A 17,832-nucleotide genomic window follows, 5' to 3' on the forward strand; every position below is an offset into this window, starting at 1 on the left:
TAGAGCAATTCTATGAAGATATTGTACTATTTTTTCATATTTAGTTTACAGAGCCTTTTTAATATTATTGTATATTCAATTATCTTCTATATATAGCAAGAACCATGCCATACTTTTTATCACTTTTTCTAAGTAAATAAAAAAAGCGCCTATGGGCGCGTTAAAGGTAGCTTTTCTTGATATTAAATTATCGATATTAAAATATTAAAGTAAAACTTTAATATTCGTTATAAAAAAGTCATCTCAATAATGAGACAACTTTTAAAAAATTATGTCTATTTTTGTCGTTTAGTGTCCTTTTTATCTATCGTCTCATTATTGAGATAATTCTCATGATTGAGACAGATATTATACTCCTTTATTTTTCTATATAATGTTGCTCTGCTAATGTCTAATTCTTTACAAACACAACTGATCATTTGATCTTTTGTGTTAGAACAAGAATATTTATTTATACATCTTATAATAATTTCCTTTTCTACTATACCTAAAGAGATGGATAAAGATTCACCATCAAATCGTTTAGTAAAGCCTTCATTCTTAGGTTCAAGACGTTTTTCTATCACTTGACTACTTATTAGACTTCCAGTTTCAAAATTACATGCATATTCTATAAGGTTTTGCATCTCTCTAACATTACCAGGCCAATGATATTCCATCATTAGATTAATAGCCTCTTGTGTTAGACCACGGATATCTTTGTTAAGCAGTTTAGAATAATACTTGATAAAATGGTTTGCAATATATAAGATATCTTCATGTCGTTTGACCAATGGAGGAACCATTATAGGTATTACATTTAATCTATAATATAGGTCTTCCCTAAAAAGCCCTTCTTTAACTCTCTTTAGCAAATCTTTATTTGATGCAGCAATGATCTTTACATCAACTTTTTTTACAACATTGCTGCCTATCCTGCAAACTTCTTTTTCTTGTAAAATCCTCAATAGTTTTACTTGAAGATCATAGGGAATGTCTCCAATTTCATCCAAGAAAACTGTCCCTTTATCTGCTACTTCAAATTTACCAATTTTGTTAGCATATGCTCCAGTGAAAGCCCCCTTCTCATAACCAAAGAATTCACTTTCAAATAAATCATAAGGAATAGCTCCGCAGTTAATAGGGACAAATGCGAAGTCCCTCCTGTCACTGGAATTATGTATAGCTCTCGCAAATAATTCTTTGCCTGTCCCACTTTCCCCCTGAATCAATATATTAGATTCAGATAAAGCTGCCTTTTCAGCTAATCGCTTCACTTCTAAAAATTCTTTCGAGATTCCTAAGATATTATCAAACTTTAGCCTGATATGATTTTTTTCAATGGATTGCATAACTTGCTTCTTGAAATAATCTATATTTTGAATAGTTAACATTATTTCTTTAGAATTACTATCCATATTTAAATAAGTTATGGTCACAAGAAGCGTATATTTTATTCCAAGAATATCTATGGCAATTTCACAGGGTCGTATACATTGTCCTGATTCCAATAACTCTTGAAGCTTCTTATGTTTCCTTATCTCGCTTACAAAATCATCTATATTTTCAATACCAACTTCAGCAAATATACCCTCTAGTGCATTGTTTGTATATAATACCTCTCCACTGTCTGTATATAAGATTACACCTGAGTTTATGGTATTTAAGATACCGTTCATTCTTTGTGCATATCTTTTCTTAGATAGATCCATTTGATACTGATCATATTTACCGCCTAATAAAGATGCCATCTTTTCAAGGTAGTTTAAATAAATATCTCTATTACTTTGTATTCGATGTTTTTGCTCATCATTAAATGCTATAACACCTAAAACACCAATTATCTTCTCCTTACACTTAATTGGTACACAAATCTTAGCTAATTCCTGACAATGAATACGATTGGTGCATCTATTATATATAGATTCATTTTTACAATGATTTATAATAACAAAAGATTCATCAGATAAAAGACAACTTTCAAATGCAGAGTTCTTCGCAATTTTATTATTAAGTTCTTTCTTATATATTCCAGTTCCAGCTATCCGATCCATATTTTCATTCATCATCGTAACATCTAAATTAAGAACCGCCTCAATAGCTTCAGCAATCTTTTGTGCTAAGTCATAATACTCTTGTAATTCTAATTCGTTAATCATGGCGTCCTCCTAAAAACACTTATTTGAAAATCTTATAATAAGTATATTATATATAATTAATATGAATAACTGCAATAGAGCTCATATGGTAAATTTTATAATGCTTAAATTAAAATGAGGATTCTTATCCAAAAGAATCCTCATGTCTCCTATATTTACAATACTTCTAGATATAATAAATGCATCTAAGATATTATTCCTAATATATTTAAAGAATCCAAAACACTCTTAATTAATCAAGCCTTATATCTTATATTACATATACATTCATAATAAGCTGCATTATTACCCATATCGGAATATCTCTCAGAGATAAGTCTATTAACTCCTCCCAATCTTTGTATCCACCATCCCTGATATATCATCAGTATATCTCTTCTTATGCTGTCATTATACTCAACTACACAATCTAAACTACCAGTATCTGTGAATACTTCAGCTACTGAGCCATTCCTTATACCCATCTTAGATCCAGTTTCACTGTGCATATATACGATAGGTAACTGTTTTTCATCCACTAGAACAAAGTGCTGGGAATTAAGCGAATCTTTAGTATGTGGAGTAAGCAGATAAAAAGGATATTCTTCATTTGGTTCTACATCTATACTTTTATATACAGGGAGAGGTTCAAATCCCTGATTTTTAGCTAGGTTAGAATAAAGTTCATATTTCCCACTAGGTGTTTGAAAGTTTTTATCATGCCAAGCCACAGGAGTAGCTCCAGGTACTATTATTGGACCTGACTTTATATCATCTATAGTTATACCCGTTAAGTCAGTCATTGGCTTTAGTGCCTTTTCTATCCACCACTCACTATTCTCTATAGGAAAGTTTTCTAGTTTCAATCTCTTAGCCAATTCATTCCAAATCCACAACTCAGATGGTATCCAAGGATTTGGTTCTATTACCTTATTACAATAATTTATATAATTGTGATTAGATGGAGGACAAATTATATTATCTTCCTCTAAAAAATGACGACAAGGTAAAACAACGTCAGATAGATTTGCTGTATCTGTCATGAACATATCTATAGTAACCTTAAATCCTACCTTTTCAAATGCCCTAGTCATTCTGTTACTATCCATAAATTGAGTTAATGGATTAGCTCTAGTAGTAAATATAATCTCTACCTTTGGGTCTTCTGCTGTTTCAATAAATTCAGCCATTTTAGGTCTAGAAAATACTCTATGATGCTTTCTTAGTGTCTCTCCCGACAGAAGCTCATGATCAACATAATCATTCATCCTGCTATTATTATAATTTACTCCTCCGCCACTTATTCCAATATTTCCAGTTATTGCACCTAAGGCGTCAATGGTTCTAACAGTATAGCCTCCATTTGTATATCTTTGTATTCCAAATCCAATTATAATAGAGGAAGGCTTAGATTTGCCATATTTATCTACAAGAACTTCAATATCTTCCATAGGAACACCAGATATTTTAGCCCCTTTCTCTAGGGTAAAATCCTTTATATAACTCCTAAACTCATCAAAACCTACTACATACTGATCTATAAATTCCTTGTCAATCAATCCCCTTTCAATAAGGATATTTGCCATTGTAAGAGCCAATGCTCCGTCGGTCCCTGGCAATGGGGATATATGCATATCTGCTAGTTTTACTGTATTTGTCTCCAAAGGGTCTATAACTATGATATATGATCCCCTTCTCTTTGCTTCCTTTAAAAACGGAACAAGATGAAGTCCAGTATCCATAGGATTTCTTCCCCATATGATGATAGTCTTTGAATTTACAACGTCAGAAATTTCATGGCTTAGAGATTTTCCAAAATCATATCTTTGACCTTCACTTCCTGCTCCTACGCATAAACTGCCTATTGCAGCAGTAACTCCGCCATATGCACTAAAAAATCTATTTTCCACTTTTTTAAGTAGTCCTACGTTACCTGCGTGATTACAATGTAACAAGGCAGTAGTAGGGCATGTTTCCCTCAACTCATAAAGCTTACTTGCTACGAGATCCAAAGCTTCCTTCCAACTAGCCCTTTTCCATCCATTCTTCTCTTTTATCAACGGTTCTCTAATTCTGTCTGGATGGTTTATCATATCCATATACCTCATACCCTTGGCACATAAAACATTACCTGTAATATGGTTTCTATTATCTCCTTTAAGAGATATAATCTTATTATCTGATACAGTAGCTAAAATAGAACATGAATCCCAGCAATCCAAGGTACAAGAAGTACTTATTTTCATTTCATTATAGTTCATTATCAACACCTCAAAATAATTATATCAAACTGGAGAGTTTTTTTCTCTAGTTAATTATATTATCTAATTTTTATAAATTTCTTCCAAATTTAAAAACCCCAAGACTACATTCAAAGCCTTGGGATTTCTATATTATTCTGCTGGATTAATAACAGTTATTCTTCCTTCTAATTCTGGAGATACTGTTTTAACTTTCATTAGATATTCTACAAAAACATCTCTTAAATAAAGCTTAGTTCTCAATGTTTCTGTTGTTTCATCCTTAAGCATAGTGAAATTATCTCCTCCACCTGTTAAGAAATCATTTGATACAACCTTATAAACTTTATCCATTTCTATAGGTTTATCATCTACTAATACTTCTGTTACCCTTGAACCTACTTCCTTAGATGCATCAAATGTATATTTAAGTCCTGCTACTTGTAAGAAGCCACCTGCTGCTCCTGGATACCAAGATACTCCATGCTCTAAAGTCTTCCATATAGTTTCACCAGTAGCTTCTACTACAACTACTGTATTATCAAATGGTAAAACTGCATACACATCATTCATAGTAATAGGCCCTTGGGCAATACTTGCCCTTACTCCACCACCATTTTGAAGAGCAATATCAGCACCAGTTATATCTAATAAGCTATCTGCAATTAAATTTGCTAAATTAGATTCTTTCATTCTTGCTGTTCCTCTTTCACCATCTAAGGCTACAGTAGATTCTCCTACTACTTCTTTCATCTTTTCATCTAATTGAGTCTTATATTTCCCTATTATGCTTTCTGCTACTGGATCATTTTCAAGATTTTCAGTTAAGAAAATATGTGCAAAATTAAGACCTATCATTTTATTATCTAATACATTAATATTTATCTGATTTAATACTTCTGCATGTTTTCCAGGAGAAATTAACCAAGTTCCTTCAATATCTTGTGGAAATCCAACTACGTCTTGTCCACCACCGATTTCTATATCAATACCCTTTACCTTTGTAGGAAGTATCGGATTGTTTCCATGAATATGTGCAAGAGTTATTATTATATCTGTTTCATCCTTAATAGCATCTATAGCATTTTGTGTAGCTTCAAATTGCTCTTTAAAAGTAATTCCTTTAACATTATTAGGATGAGTATATACATGACTCATATCATCTGTTATACCAACAATCCCTACTTTAATTCCATCTACTTCCTTTATAATAGATGGTTTTAAAAACTCTGGATATTTTTCTTCAAAATAAGTATTTGCTGATAAGAATGGGAATTTAGCATTACCAGCATTTCTCTTCATAACCTCAAATGGGAAATCGAAGTCGTGATTTCCTAATGCCATAGCATCATAGCCCATTTCATTCATTACTTCTATAGTTGATGCCCCTTCAAATAAATTAGCAATATTAGTATTATAAGGTGCATCACCACCGTCTATTAATAAAGTATTAGGCTGTTTTTTTCTAAAATCTTTTATAATCTTACTCATTTTAGAAAGTCCACCTATTTCTCTTTCCATTCCTGTTGCTTTATATGGTTCCAAATGACCATGAATATCAGATGTTGCAAATACAGTGATTACTTTAAAATTAGGATTAGATAAGATATTGTGAAGAAGATATGCAGCTTCTTCTCTATTTATCAACTCATCAGAAGTAGCAAATTCCTTAGAAACAAGACCTAAATCAACCATTTCTTGAATGAAATCAATTTCTTTATCTACTCCAAGTACTACCTTAGCTATCATCTCAGTAAATTTTGTTTTTGTAAGAGTATCATTTGGTTTATATTCATTACCAACAACTTTATCTGCCCTTACCTTCAGTAATCCTTCAATATAATTCATTCCCCAATGATTAACTATATCCTTTGAAGAAGGAATAGAGAATGCATCTGTTATTACTTCTAGCGGATTGCTATAGCTAAATTTCTTTTCTAGCTCTGTATTTTCCACCATAAGTGGTTCAATTTCAGATAGCTTAAAACCTCTTACTAATAATGCAGCAGCCTCTGCCTTTGTTAATATTCTTTCAGGATAAAACTTATTATTAGGGTTAGAGCTAATAACACCCTTAGTGTGTAACTCCACTATAGCTTGATTATAAGGTGATTCTCCAATATCATTGAAAACAATCTCCTCTGCTGCTAATGTTGGCATACCAAGTCCTAATACTAGAATGATCGCCATAAAAATGCTAATAAATCTTTTACTCATTGTCATGCCCCCTTAATTTATTATGGTCTATTAAATTATAGTATATATAGGTTAAGGGAACAAGACCTTCGCGTTAAATATTGGTAAATTTAAAACATAAAACCTGTCCCTATATTTCACGGAGACAGGTTTTATTAATTCAACTATTCAAACAGCTCAATATAAGTGAACAAGATATACTCTATTTTTAAATATATTGTTTCTTAAAGTTTTCTCCTATGGCATCTGCAGCCAATATTGCTGCATATACATCTTCTGCTGTTACCTTAAATGGCATATAGTGAATAGTTTCACCTTCTGCACAGCTTAATTCTGCTGCTTCCATTAATTTTTCATTTGATACATTAGCCATATTTAAATCTGCTAATGTAGTTGGAAGACCTACCTCATTACAGAAATATAGCACTTCATTTAATTCTTCTATAGATGCATTTTCTAATACTAATTGAACTAATACACCAAAAGCAACTTTCTCACCATGATATAAATCATGAGCCTCTTCTATAACAGTTAATCCATTGTGAACAGCATGAGCTGCACCAAGTCCTCCACTTTCAAATCCAAGACCGCTCAGAAGCGTATTTGCTTCTACTATTTTTTCCACAGCCTTAGTTACAACTTTCTTCTCTATGGCCAATTTTGCCTTCAAGCCTTCATTTATCAATGTATCATAGCATAAATTTGCTAAAGCAATTGCAGCATCTGTCGGAAGTCCACCAGCCATAGTAGTTGAACCTGATTGAGAACTGGCCCTAGCTTCAAATTTTGTAGCCAAAGCATCACCCATACCTGCAACAAGTAACCTTGCTGGCGCAGATGCAACTGCCTCTAAATCAATCAATACAACATCTGGATTCTTTGGTAAAAGTAGATATTCATCAAATGCTCCTTCGTCTGTATATAATACAGATAAGGCACTACAAGGTGCATCAGTACTTGCAATAGTTGGAACTATGACTACTGGCAAACCTTGATAATAAGCAACAGCTTTTGCAGTGTCATGGATTTTCCCTCCGCCTATACCGATAATAACATCTACACCTATTGATTTTACTTCTTCTTCAAGTCTTTTTATCTCTCCTTTTGAACATTCACCATTAAATTTTGCAAAATGAATATTAACAGAGTCTCCAAAACTTTCCTTCACAGTTTCTCCAAATCTTTTATGACCTGATTCACTAATTATAATAAAGAAAGATTTTCCCAAATGTCCTACATGATCTTTAATTCTCTTTAATTCGCCAGCACCTTGTATATATTTTCCCGGAGAAATTATAATTTTTGTCATAAGTACCACTCCCTAATTGTTTTTAATTAATATACCCTTGATTGACAATTAATAATCAAGCTATAGATATGTTTTATATGGAATTATAATAATATAGATAAATGATAGTATGGAGTAGTAAACCGATTATATAATCATTATGGTGATATAAAAATACCCTAAGGCTTATGATCACTAATAGCCTTAAGGTCTGTTAGATTAATGGCTCTATATTAAATATCTAAATAATAAGCAAACACAATAAATACTTAACAATCTTAATATTATCTTTTCACCCTTACCATTTGTCTTAATTTTAATAGGAAATGATATATTATTTTTCAAAGGGTAAAATAACTTTACTCCTCTAGTAGTAAATAAATCTGCTATTATATGTAGTACATATCCTATAGCAAAACCAGAATATACAGAGGTTAATCCATAATTCACTGTTCCCAGTGTAACTATAGATGTAGATGCTAGAAAACCTACTATACTATGGGTAAAACCCCTATGACTAGATATCCCTATGAGAAAGGATATTAGTCCTAAATAAAGAAAGATACTTATTTGATTTGAATAATACAAATACATAAATAAACTGCCTAAAGATAGATAAAATAATATCCTATAAAAATTATTATTAACCAATAGTATTTTTTGATTTAATTTACCCTTAGGATGATCTAAATCAGGAATTAAAGAGCTTACTGCTGAAGCCAGTACTACTATTAACTGATTTTCTACTGGCTGACCAAAGGATACTGTTAATGCTGCAGTGATTCCTATTACTACATGTGTTTTTCCCGTCATAAAACTCCTCCATAGATGTCATTTTCATATACCTGCCTAATTAGTATACTTTATTATAGAGAAAAGAACAAGTATTCCATTTAATATAAATTTATATTTCTCTATTATATCTAGATATAATCAATACAGTTTTATACCTTCTAGTTCCTTATGGCTTAAATAAACCTGTGGTATAATAATGATAATCAGTCTCTCTCTCATTGACCACTAGAGTAGAATCCTTTAAGGAGAAATTCTTATCATATCTATATAAATATCCATCTCCCAGTATGATAATATCTTCATCATCTAACTCTAACTGTTCTATATTATGTGTAAATTCAACTATATCACTATTTTTATCATCGACATTAAATATACTAATTTTATTTCCTATAACTCCTACAGGATCAAAATGGGTGATAAGTAATTTGTCATTATATCCCATTATTTGGAAAGGAAAGTTTTCTTTTAAGTCATATATTCTAACTTCTCCACTTTCTCTATTGTATTCACATAATTTATTTATCGGTTGACTTTCTGTACCTTCTATTGAATGAGATGCTGAAAAGTATAATTTATTGTCTTTCATTACTGTATCATATTGTCCAAATCCAATATCTGTAATATCTATTTTTTCTAAGATATTTAAAGTATCAGCATCTAGTCTATAAAGAGATGAATTCATTTTTCCATTTTCATTGCTTTCACCAAAGGCAAATAATTCATTCTCATAAATTTCAATATAGCTGATATAGGTGTTAGGTATTTCTACTTTAGATAGTTTCTTTGTTTCCCTATTACATCTTACAATATTTGATACAAAGTTCATGGTATTAACACCATAAATATAGCTATCATCTACAGCAATACTATTCATGTTCTGTAACCCAGTATTATATTTTTTTATTTTCATCTTATCCAAATCATATTCCATAATAAAGGTAAGTTCTTTTTTACTATAAAGTCCTTTAGGAACAATAAACATACTATTTTTAAAAACTTGAGGCAAAGAAAATCCATCTCCCATAGATCCATATTTAATTTTTTCCTCACCTATCTTTTCCAAGTTATCATCATAAAATGATATATATGAGTTATTCTCTTGACCTGTAGTTTCAATCACTCCATACTTATAATTAAAACCCTTTCCCTTAAAGCTCATATTGTTACATCCTGATAATAGGAATAAGATAAGAATTGTAGCTATAAGAAAATTATTTCTTCTATACATTTGTTTCCCTCCTAGGTAATAATAGTGGACATACTAAATGTATATCCACTATTATCTAAAATTATTATTCGTAAAGTTAGTTTTCGTATATTTTTGATGTTCTGCTAGTATTTACTAACTCCATAGGATGAACTGCAACTCCATAGGAACCAGTATCTAAATCTATTCCATATAAATCTAAAAAGGCTGCCCAAACTAACTGAGAACAATAGAAGGAACTCCTTGTTGAAACATTTAAGTAATTCCAGTTATAGCTTTTTCCTCTTTGTCTATAACACCAATCAGCAGCATTGCTATCTTGGGTCGTAGTTGTTCCACTTACAGTTACTCCATAACATTTTGATCTAGTTTTATTCCAATCATTAGGTCCTGTAGTTACTCCGCCAGATAAGGATTCAACAACTGTTGTGCTAGTATAGATAATAGCTGCATGACCTGTAGGGATAATGCCCTTAAATTTGTCAGGTGTAACTAAAATAACTCCTTTTCTTGTTGGATATGTGCCATAGGCAGAAAGTTCAATGCCTTTGGAATTTTCTGAATTTTTATCTTGCACTAAAGGTACTTTTGCTGCCTTTTCCCAATCTTCTTGAACTTGCTTCATATCAATGGTGTAATTATCACTACCATTGGCAAACACTGGAGAGACATTTGTCAACACCAAAATCATCATTAAAAGAACACAACTTAACAAACTTACCCTTTGCCTTTTCATTTCAAATCAACCTCCAACAATTTATTTTTTCCGTATAAAAACTTATGCATGATTATCTTTTAATATTCATTGAAATGAAATTACTTTCTTTTTTATTGCCTATCTAGTGATGATTACTCTCGCATTATAAACTACTTCCTGCTCCTTTATTTTCATTGACCTATCCTCATAACACCTACTTACTATATTACCATTTCTCATATGCTTATCTATTGTAGATAAACTACATAAGCATGGAATGTAGACACCATTAGATAAATATACTACAGTGGATTCTTTTTCTTCTCTAATTTTTTCTATATGTCTCATATTAATATATCCAAAGGCTCCATCATTCTTATACATGGGCACTCTAGTCTTGAAAGGTATGAAAACATCTCTCTTACTTAATGGAATAGGTACTAGATTTGGTGATGATACTAAAGCTCCATATCTCTTCTTCAATTCCTTTAAATCAATCATATAATGTTTACCAATAAGACGTAGAATCGTTTTAATACTTTTATCTAGTATTAATGGTTCTAAACCCACAGCATAAATCTTAGTACAGTTCCCCCTGTTATCTACGTACTGCGGCAAAATTGCCATCAGTTCTTCATTAAGTACTCTTTCCATCATATTCCCTCCTCTTTTTTAACAGTTATTTAACTCTTAGACTTATAATAACAGAACATATGTTTTATTGCAAGTCCTTTGAAAAAAATAAGGACTTTTATTTAGTCACTAAAAATCCGTCTTATTCTTCCCATGACTTGTTATAAATCTGCTTTTCCAATTTAAGTAATAACCAGATATATTAATCCTAAATAATTGTGCACTGTGAATTGTCAAAAAGGGAGTGAATAATATGTTGGATAAATTAATTGAAGAAGCTAGAAAAGGAAATAGGGCGGCAGCAGGAGAAATTATCAATAGATTGCAGCCATTGGTTATAAGCTCAATTAGAAAATATTATAATAATGGAAAAGAGTATGAGGATTTAATACAAGAAGGTAATTTAATGATTTTGGAAAGTTTAAAGAGCTATGACTCTACTAGGGCCGTACATTTCTTAGGATATATAAAATTGAATCTCAAATATCTATATCTAAATAAACATAAAAGAAAAATACATCTATCCCTAAACGACTCGATAGCAGATGGAGAACTGGAAATCATAGATATTCTAGTATCAGATGACAAAGCTGCACTGGATATAGTATTAGAAGATGAAAGAAATATCCAGCTTAACAAAGCTCTAGAAAAGCTTACTGAAAGGCAGAGAGAAATAGTAATTCTTTATTATGTAAAAAATATGAGTATTGGTTATATAGGAAGTAAGCTTGGTATAAGCTACAGAACTGTGGTAAATACAAAGACTAGAGCCTTAGAAAATTTAAAAAAATGGATAAGGTAAGGAAAGAGCCAGTTCCTAAGAGCTGGCTCTTTAATGTGGGACATAAGGTTGCATAAATATAGTTAGATATCATCTGTCCCAGTTATTCAATTTCAATTTTTTTAGTATTGCCTGTATTTTCTTTTTTAGAAACTGTAATATGAAGAACTCCATTATCTAATTTTGCTTTTACTTCATCAGATTTAGCTTCATCTAAATATATAGCACGACTCATTGAACAATACCTGCTCTCTTTGTAAACATAGTTCTTCTTTTCCTCACTAATATTCTCATCTCTTGCCACAGAAATACTAAGTCTACCATCATTTAGTTGAATATCTATTTCCTCTTTTTTCACACCAGGAAGTGCCGCTTCTACTATATACTCCTTATCATTCTCTTGAATGTCTATTTTAAATGACCCATTTCCACCAATTCTGTTAGAGGACCAATTATAATTAAAAAAGTCGTCCATTATGTTGTATAAGTCCTCAAAACGAGAATTAAATATACTTGTGTTTCTTCTGTTAAAAGGTACTAATCCAGACATATTTAACAACTCCTTTTTATATTATTTAATATTTCATTAGCACTCTAAGTCACCGAGTGCTAATTTCTACATATAATATACCATTTATTCAAGATTATGTCAACCTATTTTCTTGATTTATATAAAAAAATAGAAAACCAATTCCCTTGATTGATTCCCTATTTTCCCTTTAATAAATAATGATTTATTCTCTAACTACCTCAACTAATGCCTCAACTATTTCTTTTTCATACCATATGCCTGAATAAGTTCTAAGTTCTTGGATGGCATCATTAACACTCATAGGCTTTCGATATGGTCTATTAGATGTCATAGCGTCAAAACTATCTGCAACTAAAATAATTTTGGCCTCCACAGATATTTCTTTGCCTTTTAGACCAAAGGGATAACCACTGCCATCAATTTTCTCATGATGCTGCAAAATAATTTTAGCAACTTCTTTATCTCCAATTGTCTCCATGACTATATCATGTCCCCTCTGAGGATGTTTTTTTATGAAATTAAATTCTTCTGCAGTCAATTTTCCAGGTTTGTTTAAAATTTCAATAGGGACATCGATCTTCCCTATATCATGAATTTTACCTATAAATAAGACATTTTGAACAACCTCATCTGAAAGCCTTAAATAAGTTGCTATTTTAACAGCTAAATTCCCTGTACTGTTACAATGTTTCTCTGTATAATGATCTTTTTTCTGAATCATATCCATAAGCTCCATGACCTTATTCATTTTGGATACTTGCTCCATGAAAAAACTCTTTTTTCTAATCATCAAGAGTTCTGTATCTTCCTCTACACTGAGGTGATGGGTTTCTTTTAAATTCTTAAAGGTATAATGTTCTCCCCCTAAAATATAAGACTTTGTATTAGTATGATAAAGTTTACCACTTAATACAAAGACTGCATTCATCGAATTCTCACATTCATATGGCTGACAAATCACCGAATGCCCTGCATGTATGTAAGATTCAAAGATTTCAAAATCACTATCTTGAATCATAAGTTTAAATCTTCCTGCTTTGTTTATATCTTCTTTTATGGCTTCACCGTTTTTATAGATTTTAAAACCATCCATGTTGTACCTCCGTGTGAGTTTTCATTAGAACATAAACTTATGAATAATCATTGCTATTACAGTTAGATATTGACTTATTATAATTAAAATAATTATACCAAATATTTCTACAATTTCCAACAAAGTTGTATATAATACGACAAAAGAAAAAAGTTAGCTTTAGCTTAATCTTCACTAAAATCCTAACTCTCTTTCTTTAATATTCTAAGAAAAAAATTTAAATTGTAAATCAATGCTTTCAGGATGTAACTCTAATATAATATAAGAATACCATCTTTCTTGACGTTTATTGGTCAATGACCCAGGATTCAACATCAATATTCCCTTTTTAGTTTTAACTAATGGTTGATGGCTATGACCAAATATGATTATATCCACATCATCTTCTCTGAATTTTTCATAGGCTCGATCTAAAGTATTGCTACTAGTACCATGTCCATGAAAAATCCCTATTCTATAGCCCTCTATAGTGACTATTTCTTTTTCCTTTATCAGATTTTTTACTTCAGGTTCATCTACATTTCCCCACACTCCAATAAAATTCTTGTACTTTTGTAATGCTTCTATGACTTCTATACTTATATAATCACCTGAATGAACAATGATATCCACTTCCTTAAAATAAGTATCTAGAAAGTCAATAAAGCTAGAGATATTTTTTGTAATATGAGTATCAGAAATAATACCTATTTTCACTTAATTTTCCTCCTATATTCATAATTATATATTTTAGATATTTCTTTTTTCCAATAAAGCCCTTAACCTCATAGTATTGAGAATCCATTCTAATTATTCCCAGTATTTAGTCATCTCTTAAAAGATATGATATAATAAAATTATCATCTTAGTGGGAGGTATAACCTTGGGTCATAAGGCTTATAAACAAATTGCAATTATTTTTATAATACTTATCATATTATTTCCCCTCTTTATAATTCTAAATAATAGAATTAATTTATCTAATAATTTAACCAAAAAAGAGAGAGAATGGTTACATCAACAGGGAAGTCTAATATATGCTGCTGATAGAAATGCTCCTCCTCTTAGATTTCATGATGAAGCAGATGGACAGTATAAGGGAATTCTTATTGATTATGTAAATTCCTTATCTATAGAAATAGGAACTAATATCGAACTTCATCCTATGCTCTGGGAAGATGCTATAGACAGCCTTTCACAAGGTCAAACTGATATATGTGATATGTTTGCTAGTGCTGAAAGGAGTAAACATTTCCTATTCACTAAACCTATATATAATTTAAGATCTGTATTGGTGATTCAGGCTAGCAACACTGACATACATAGTTTACAAGACCTTGAAGGTAAGGTTATGGCTATGCAAAAGAAAGACTATGCCAGCGAATATCTAAGTATTAATTTCCCTAGTATCGAGCAGCATTATGTTGGTGACTTAGAGGAAGCATTGCTACTTCTTGGAGAAGGGAAAGTAGATGGAGTTTTAGGAGACGAACCTGTCATATTTTATCACTTAAATAATAATCATCTAGAAAATAAAGTAAAAATAATTGAAAAACCTGTTTATGAAAATCAGGTGGTTTTCGCTGTTCCTAAGTCTAAACCTGAATTAATTCCTATTTTAAACAAGGGTATAGATGCATTGAAGAAGAAAAATGCTGTTGAAAAAGTGCAGCAAAAATGGTTTGGCATTTCAGCACCTATTGTTAGACAATTTGATATTGAGGTAGCTAAAAAATATATATTTTCCCTTATACTTATAATAGCTACTATTATTATCTTGATGAGTCTATGGAATAGTTCTCTTAAAAAACAAATTAAAGTTAGAACTAAAGAGTTAGAAGATAGTAGAAATGACCTGCAAATCGTTTTTGATGGAATGACTGAGTTTATGTTAGTTTTAAATAGAGATAATATAGTTGTTAATACTAATAAGTCCTTCTTAAATTTCATAGGAAAGAGCAAATATCAGGTCTTAGGAAAGTATTATGGTGAAATTTTGGATATGTTTTCTACTTCTGATTTTGATAATATTATAAAAAGTACTTTTGAGGATAGTATTAATTGTAAAAATGAAATATATTTAAAAAATGAAGTCTATGAAGTCAATACTTATCCCTTAAAGGACACCAATAATAATATTAACAATACATTAGTTTTAATGTATAACGTTACTAGCGATAAAATAAGTAAGAATAAATTGCTCCAAGCTAATAAAATGATGGCAATTGGAGAATTAGCTGCTGGTATAGCCCATGAAATTAGAAATCCTTTAGGAATAATTAGAAATCATAGTTTTATTCTAAGGTCATATTCCAATGCAAATATCAATAAATCCCTTGATTATATTGATAATGCGGTACAAAGAGCCAGTAGAATTATTGATAATATTCTCAATTTCTCTAGAATTTCTGGTGATACGGAAGAATTTGTGGATATAGGTGAATTTATCCACAATATTTTAGAGCTACAAGTAAAGAATTTACAGAAACAGGGGATAAGTTATAAAGTTGAATGTATAAATAACTATAAATTTTTAATTAATCAAGAGTCTTTAAAGCATATATTGATAAATTTATTGTCTAATGCTATGGATGCTATTGAAGAAAATGGAGAAATCATAGTAAAAGCCTATGAATATGATGAAGGTATCCTAATAGAATTTATAGATAACGGAATTGGAATTAGTCCAGAGAATATAGAGAAAATCTTCAATCCCTTTTATACTTCTAAGGAACCAGGTAAAGGTACAGGACTGGGACTTTATATAACCTATAATGAAGTTAAAAAACTAAAAGGTGACATTTCTGTAGAAAGCAAGTTAGGATTTGGTACAAAATTCAAAGTGTATTTACCAGCTGGAGGGAATAGCAATGAAGGAAGTATTTAAAATATTAATAGTTGATGATGAAAAAGAACATAGAGAAACCTATAGGATGCTTTTAGAAAGCAGAGGCTTTATTATTGGGGAGGCAAAAAGTGGAGATGAAGCCTTAAATATTATGGAAAGTGAATACTATCCAATAGTTCTATGTGATGTAATCATGCCTGGTTTAAGTGGTATAGAGGTATTGAAAAAGATAAAATCAGACTACGAGTCCGTAGAGGTAATCATGGTTACAGGCTACGGAGGAGTAGAAACAGCTGTAGAAGCCATGAAAATAGGAGCATTCGGATATTTTATCAAAAGCCATAATCCAGAGGAACTTTTAATTGAAATAGAAAAGGCTAAAAAACTGCTAAATTTACAAAAGAAGAACAATATGATTTCAACAAAGAAGAATAAGGAAAGATATCTTTATCAAAGCAAGAATCCTAAAATGAAGGAATTATTAAACACTCTAGAGGATATTGGACAATCAAGTGCAAATGTACTTCTTTTAGGGGAATCCGGTGTAGGAAAAGAGATCATAGCTCAAAGACTTCACGATATAAGCAAGAGATCTAACATGCCTTTTATCGCTATTAATTGTCAATATTATTCTACAAATCTATTAGAATCTGAATTATTTGGACATGAAAAAGGTTCTTTTACTGGTGCTAATGAAAAGAGAATTGGTAGATTTGAAGAAGCTAATGGAGGTACTATCTTTCTAGATGAAATAGGAGAGATATCTCAAGAAATTCAAGTTAAATTTCTAAGGGTATTAGAAAATAGAAAAATTGAAAGAATGGGTTCAAATAAACAAATAGAAGTTGATTTTAGATTAATCTGTGCAACTAACAAGAATCTACTACATGAGATTCAAAGTGGAAATTTTAGAGAAGATCTCTTTTATAGAATAAATACTATTATACTTGAAATACCTCCTCTCAGAGAGAGAAAAGAAGATATCTTGGATATGATTAATTTCTTTATAGATAATTATAAGATGGAATTTAAAAAGGATATTACTAAGATAGAAAATGAAACATTAAAATATCTACTTAATTATAGCTATCCTGGTAATATCAGAGAATTAAAAAATATAATCGAGAGAATGTTTGTCTTATGTAAGGATGGAATATTGAAAATGGAGGAAATAGAATCAAGTACAGCAAGAAACTTTGATTCTCATAAACACTTTGATACTTTAGACTTTAACCTTGCAAGGGCAAACTTTGAAAAAGAATATTTAATCAACGCTCTAAAATTAAACGATAACAATATAACCAAAACCGCTGAGGTAATCGGTTTAAGTAGAAGACAACTTTTCAATAAAATAAACGAGTACAATTTAAGAGAATTTATGTCATAGTAGAACTTTACTATTCGTTATAAAAAATAATTCCTT

General features: G+C 30.8%; 14 protein-coding genes. 3 read left to right on the forward strand and 11 right to left on the reverse strand.

Features of this window, described 5'->3' with window-relative positions:
• Positions 1-275: 275 nt before the first annotated feature.
• From RDK80_RS02680 to RDK80_RS02715, 8 genes are all read right to left on the reverse strand, one after another.
• A complete protein-coding gene (locus RDK80_RS02680) occupies positions 276-2,138 on the reverse strand; it encodes a sigma 54-interacting transcriptional regulator (RefSeq protein WP_308523390.1) in 1,863 nt (620 codons plus the stop codon).
• A gap of 236 nt (positions 2,139-2,374) precedes the next feature.
• Positions 2,375-4,378, reverse strand: coding sequence for a molybdopterin-dependent oxidoreductase (locus RDK80_RS02685; RefSeq protein ID WP_308523391.1), 2,004 nt, complete (start codon positions 4,376-4,378; stop codon positions 2,375-2,377).
• A 132-nt stretch (positions 4,379-4,510) separates the two neighbouring features.
• A complete protein-coding gene (locus RDK80_RS02690; protein WP_308523392.1) occupies positions 4,511-6,574 on the reverse strand; it encodes a 5'-nucleotidase C-terminal domain-containing protein in 2,064 nt (687 codons plus the stop codon).
• Positions 6,575-6,761: 187 nt separating this feature from the next.
• Positions 6,762-7,862, reverse strand: a complete 1,101-nt coding sequence (locus tag RDK80_RS02695; RefSeq protein WP_308523393.1) for a glycerol dehydrogenase — start codon at positions 7,860-7,862, stop codon at positions 6,762-6,764.
• A 207-nt stretch (positions 7,863-8,069) separates the two neighbouring features.
• The gene (locus RDK80_RS02700; RefSeq protein WP_308523394.1) at positions 8,070-8,654 is read right to left on the reverse strand and encodes a metal-dependent hydrolase; all 585 of its coding nucleotides are present in this window, start codon (positions 8,652-8,654) and stop codon (positions 8,070-8,072) included.
• Between the two features lie 148 nt (positions 8,655-8,802).
• A complete protein-coding gene (locus RDK80_RS02705; protein ID WP_308523395.1) occupies positions 8,803-9,867 on the reverse strand; it encodes a hypothetical protein in 1,065 nt (354 codons plus the stop codon).
• A gap of 76 nt (positions 9,868-9,943) precedes the next feature.
• Entirely contained in the window at positions 9,944-10,582 is a 639-nt protein-coding gene (locus tag RDK80_RS02710; RefSeq protein WP_216560372.1) for a YiiX/YebB-like N1pC/P60 family cysteine hydrolase, read from the reverse strand.
• A 99-nt stretch (positions 10,583-10,681) separates the two neighbouring features.
• Positions 10,682-11,197 carry a competence protein ComK gene (locus RDK80_RS02715; RefSeq protein WP_216560374.1) on the reverse strand — a complete coding sequence of 172 codons (516 nt, stop codon included), beginning with the start codon at positions 11,195-11,197 and terminating at the stop codon, positions 10,682-10,684.
• Between the two features lie 232 nt (positions 11,198-11,429).
• Here RDK80_RS02715 and RDK80_RS02720 point away from each other — a divergent pair, with 232 nt between their 5' ends.
• Positions 11,430-11,978, forward strand: a complete 549-nt coding sequence (locus RDK80_RS02720) for an RNA polymerase sigma factor (RefSeq protein WP_216560377.1) — start codon at positions 11,430-11,432, stop codon at positions 11,976-11,978.
• 82 nt (positions 11,979-12,060) lie between these two features.
• On the opposite strand, the gene RDK80_RS02725 is transcribed toward RDK80_RS02720, so the two are convergent.
• The 3 genes from RDK80_RS02725 to RDK80_RS02735 all read right to left on the reverse strand — a co-directional run bounded on the left by RDK80_RS02725 (position 12,061) and on the right by RDK80_RS02735 (position 14,278).
• Complete coding sequence (locus tag RDK80_RS02725) at positions 12,061-12,507, reverse strand: Hsp20/alpha crystallin family protein (protein ID WP_216560380.1); 447 nt, start codon at positions 12,505-12,507, stop codon at positions 12,061-12,063.
• A gap of 184 nt (positions 12,508-12,691) precedes the next feature.
• Positions 12,692-13,582, reverse strand: a complete 891-nt coding sequence (locus RDK80_RS02730) for an HD-GYP domain-containing protein (RefSeq protein WP_308523396.1) — start codon at positions 13,580-13,582, stop codon at positions 12,692-12,694.
• Positions 13,583-13,786: 204 nt separating this feature from the next.
• Positions 13,787-14,278, reverse strand: a complete 492-nt coding sequence (locus RDK80_RS02735; protein ID WP_308523397.1) for a metallophosphoesterase family protein — start codon at positions 14,276-14,278, stop codon at positions 13,787-13,789.
• A gap of 166 nt (positions 14,279-14,444) precedes the next feature.
• Between RDK80_RS02735 and RDK80_RS02740 the strand changes: the two genes are divergently transcribed.
• Both RDK80_RS02740 and RDK80_RS02745 read left to right on the forward strand, forming a co-directional pair.
• On the forward strand, positions 14,445-16,448 hold the full coding sequence (locus RDK80_RS02740; RefSeq protein ID WP_308523398.1) for a transporter substrate-binding domain-containing protein: 2,004 nt from the start codon (positions 14,445-14,447) through the stop codon (positions 16,446-16,448).
• Positions 16,432-17,796 (forward strand): sigma-54 dependent transcriptional regulator, encoded by a 1,365-nt coding sequence (locus RDK80_RS02745; RefSeq protein ID WP_094901037.1) that lies wholly within the window; start codon positions 16,432-16,434, stop codon positions 17,794-17,796. Before RDK80_RS02740 ends, RDK80_RS02745 begins: the two co-directional genes overlap by 17 nt.
• Positions 17,797-17,832 lie beyond the last annotated feature (36 nt).

Origin of the sequence: uncultured Tissierella sp. (assembly GCF_902479755.1) — a bacterium.
In the GTDB taxonomy this organism is placed as follows: Bacteria; Bacillota; Clostridia; order Tissierellales; family Tissierellaceae; genus Tissierella; species Tissierella carlieri.

Bases quoted from the DNA above. Each gene is read 5' to 3' on its own strand.
- RDK80_RS02680 (WP_308523390.1), bottom strand. From the start codon at position 2,138: ATGATTAACGAATTAGAATTACAAGAGTATTATGACTTAGCACAAAAG.
- RDK80_RS02685 (WP_308523391.1), bottom strand. From the start codon at position 4,378: ATGAACTATAATGAAATGAAAATAAGTACTTCTTGTACCTTGGATTGC.
- RDK80_RS02690 (WP_308523392.1), bottom strand. From the start codon at position 6,574: ATGAGTAAAAGATTTATTAGCATTTTTATGGCGATCATTCTAGTATTA.
- RDK80_RS02695 (WP_308523393.1), bottom strand. From the start codon at position 7,862: ATGACAAAAATTATAATTTCTCCGGGAAAATATATACAAGGTGCTGGC.
- RDK80_RS02700 (WP_308523394.1), bottom strand. From the start codon at position 8,654: ATGACGGGAAAAACACATGTAGTAATAGGAATCACTGCAGCATTAACA.
- RDK80_RS02705 (WP_308523395.1), bottom strand. From the start codon at position 9,867: ATGTATAGAAGAAATAATTTTCTTATAGCTACAATTCTTATCTTATTC.
- RDK80_RS02710 (WP_216560372.1), bottom strand. From the start codon at position 10,582: ATGAAAAGGCAAAGGGTAAGTTTGTTAAGTTGTGTTCTTTTAATGATG.
- RDK80_RS02715 (WP_216560374.1), bottom strand. From the start codon at position 11,197: ATGGAAAGAGTACTTAATGAAGAACTGATGGCAATTTTGCCGCAGTAC.
- RDK80_RS02720 (WP_216560377.1), top strand. From the start codon at position 11,430: ATGTTGGATAAATTAATTGAAGAAGCTAGAAAAGGAAATAGGGCGGCA.
- RDK80_RS02725 (WP_216560380.1), bottom strand. From the start codon at position 12,507: ATGTCTGGATTAGTACCTTTTAACAGAAGAAACACAAGTATATTTAAT.
- RDK80_RS02730 (WP_308523396.1), bottom strand. From the start codon at position 13,582: ATGGATGGTTTTAAAATCTATAAAAACGGTGAAGCCATAAAAGAAGAT.
- RDK80_RS02745 (WP_094901037.1), top strand. From the start codon at position 16,432: ATGAAGGAAGTATTTAAAATATTAATAGTTGATGATGAAAAAGAACAT.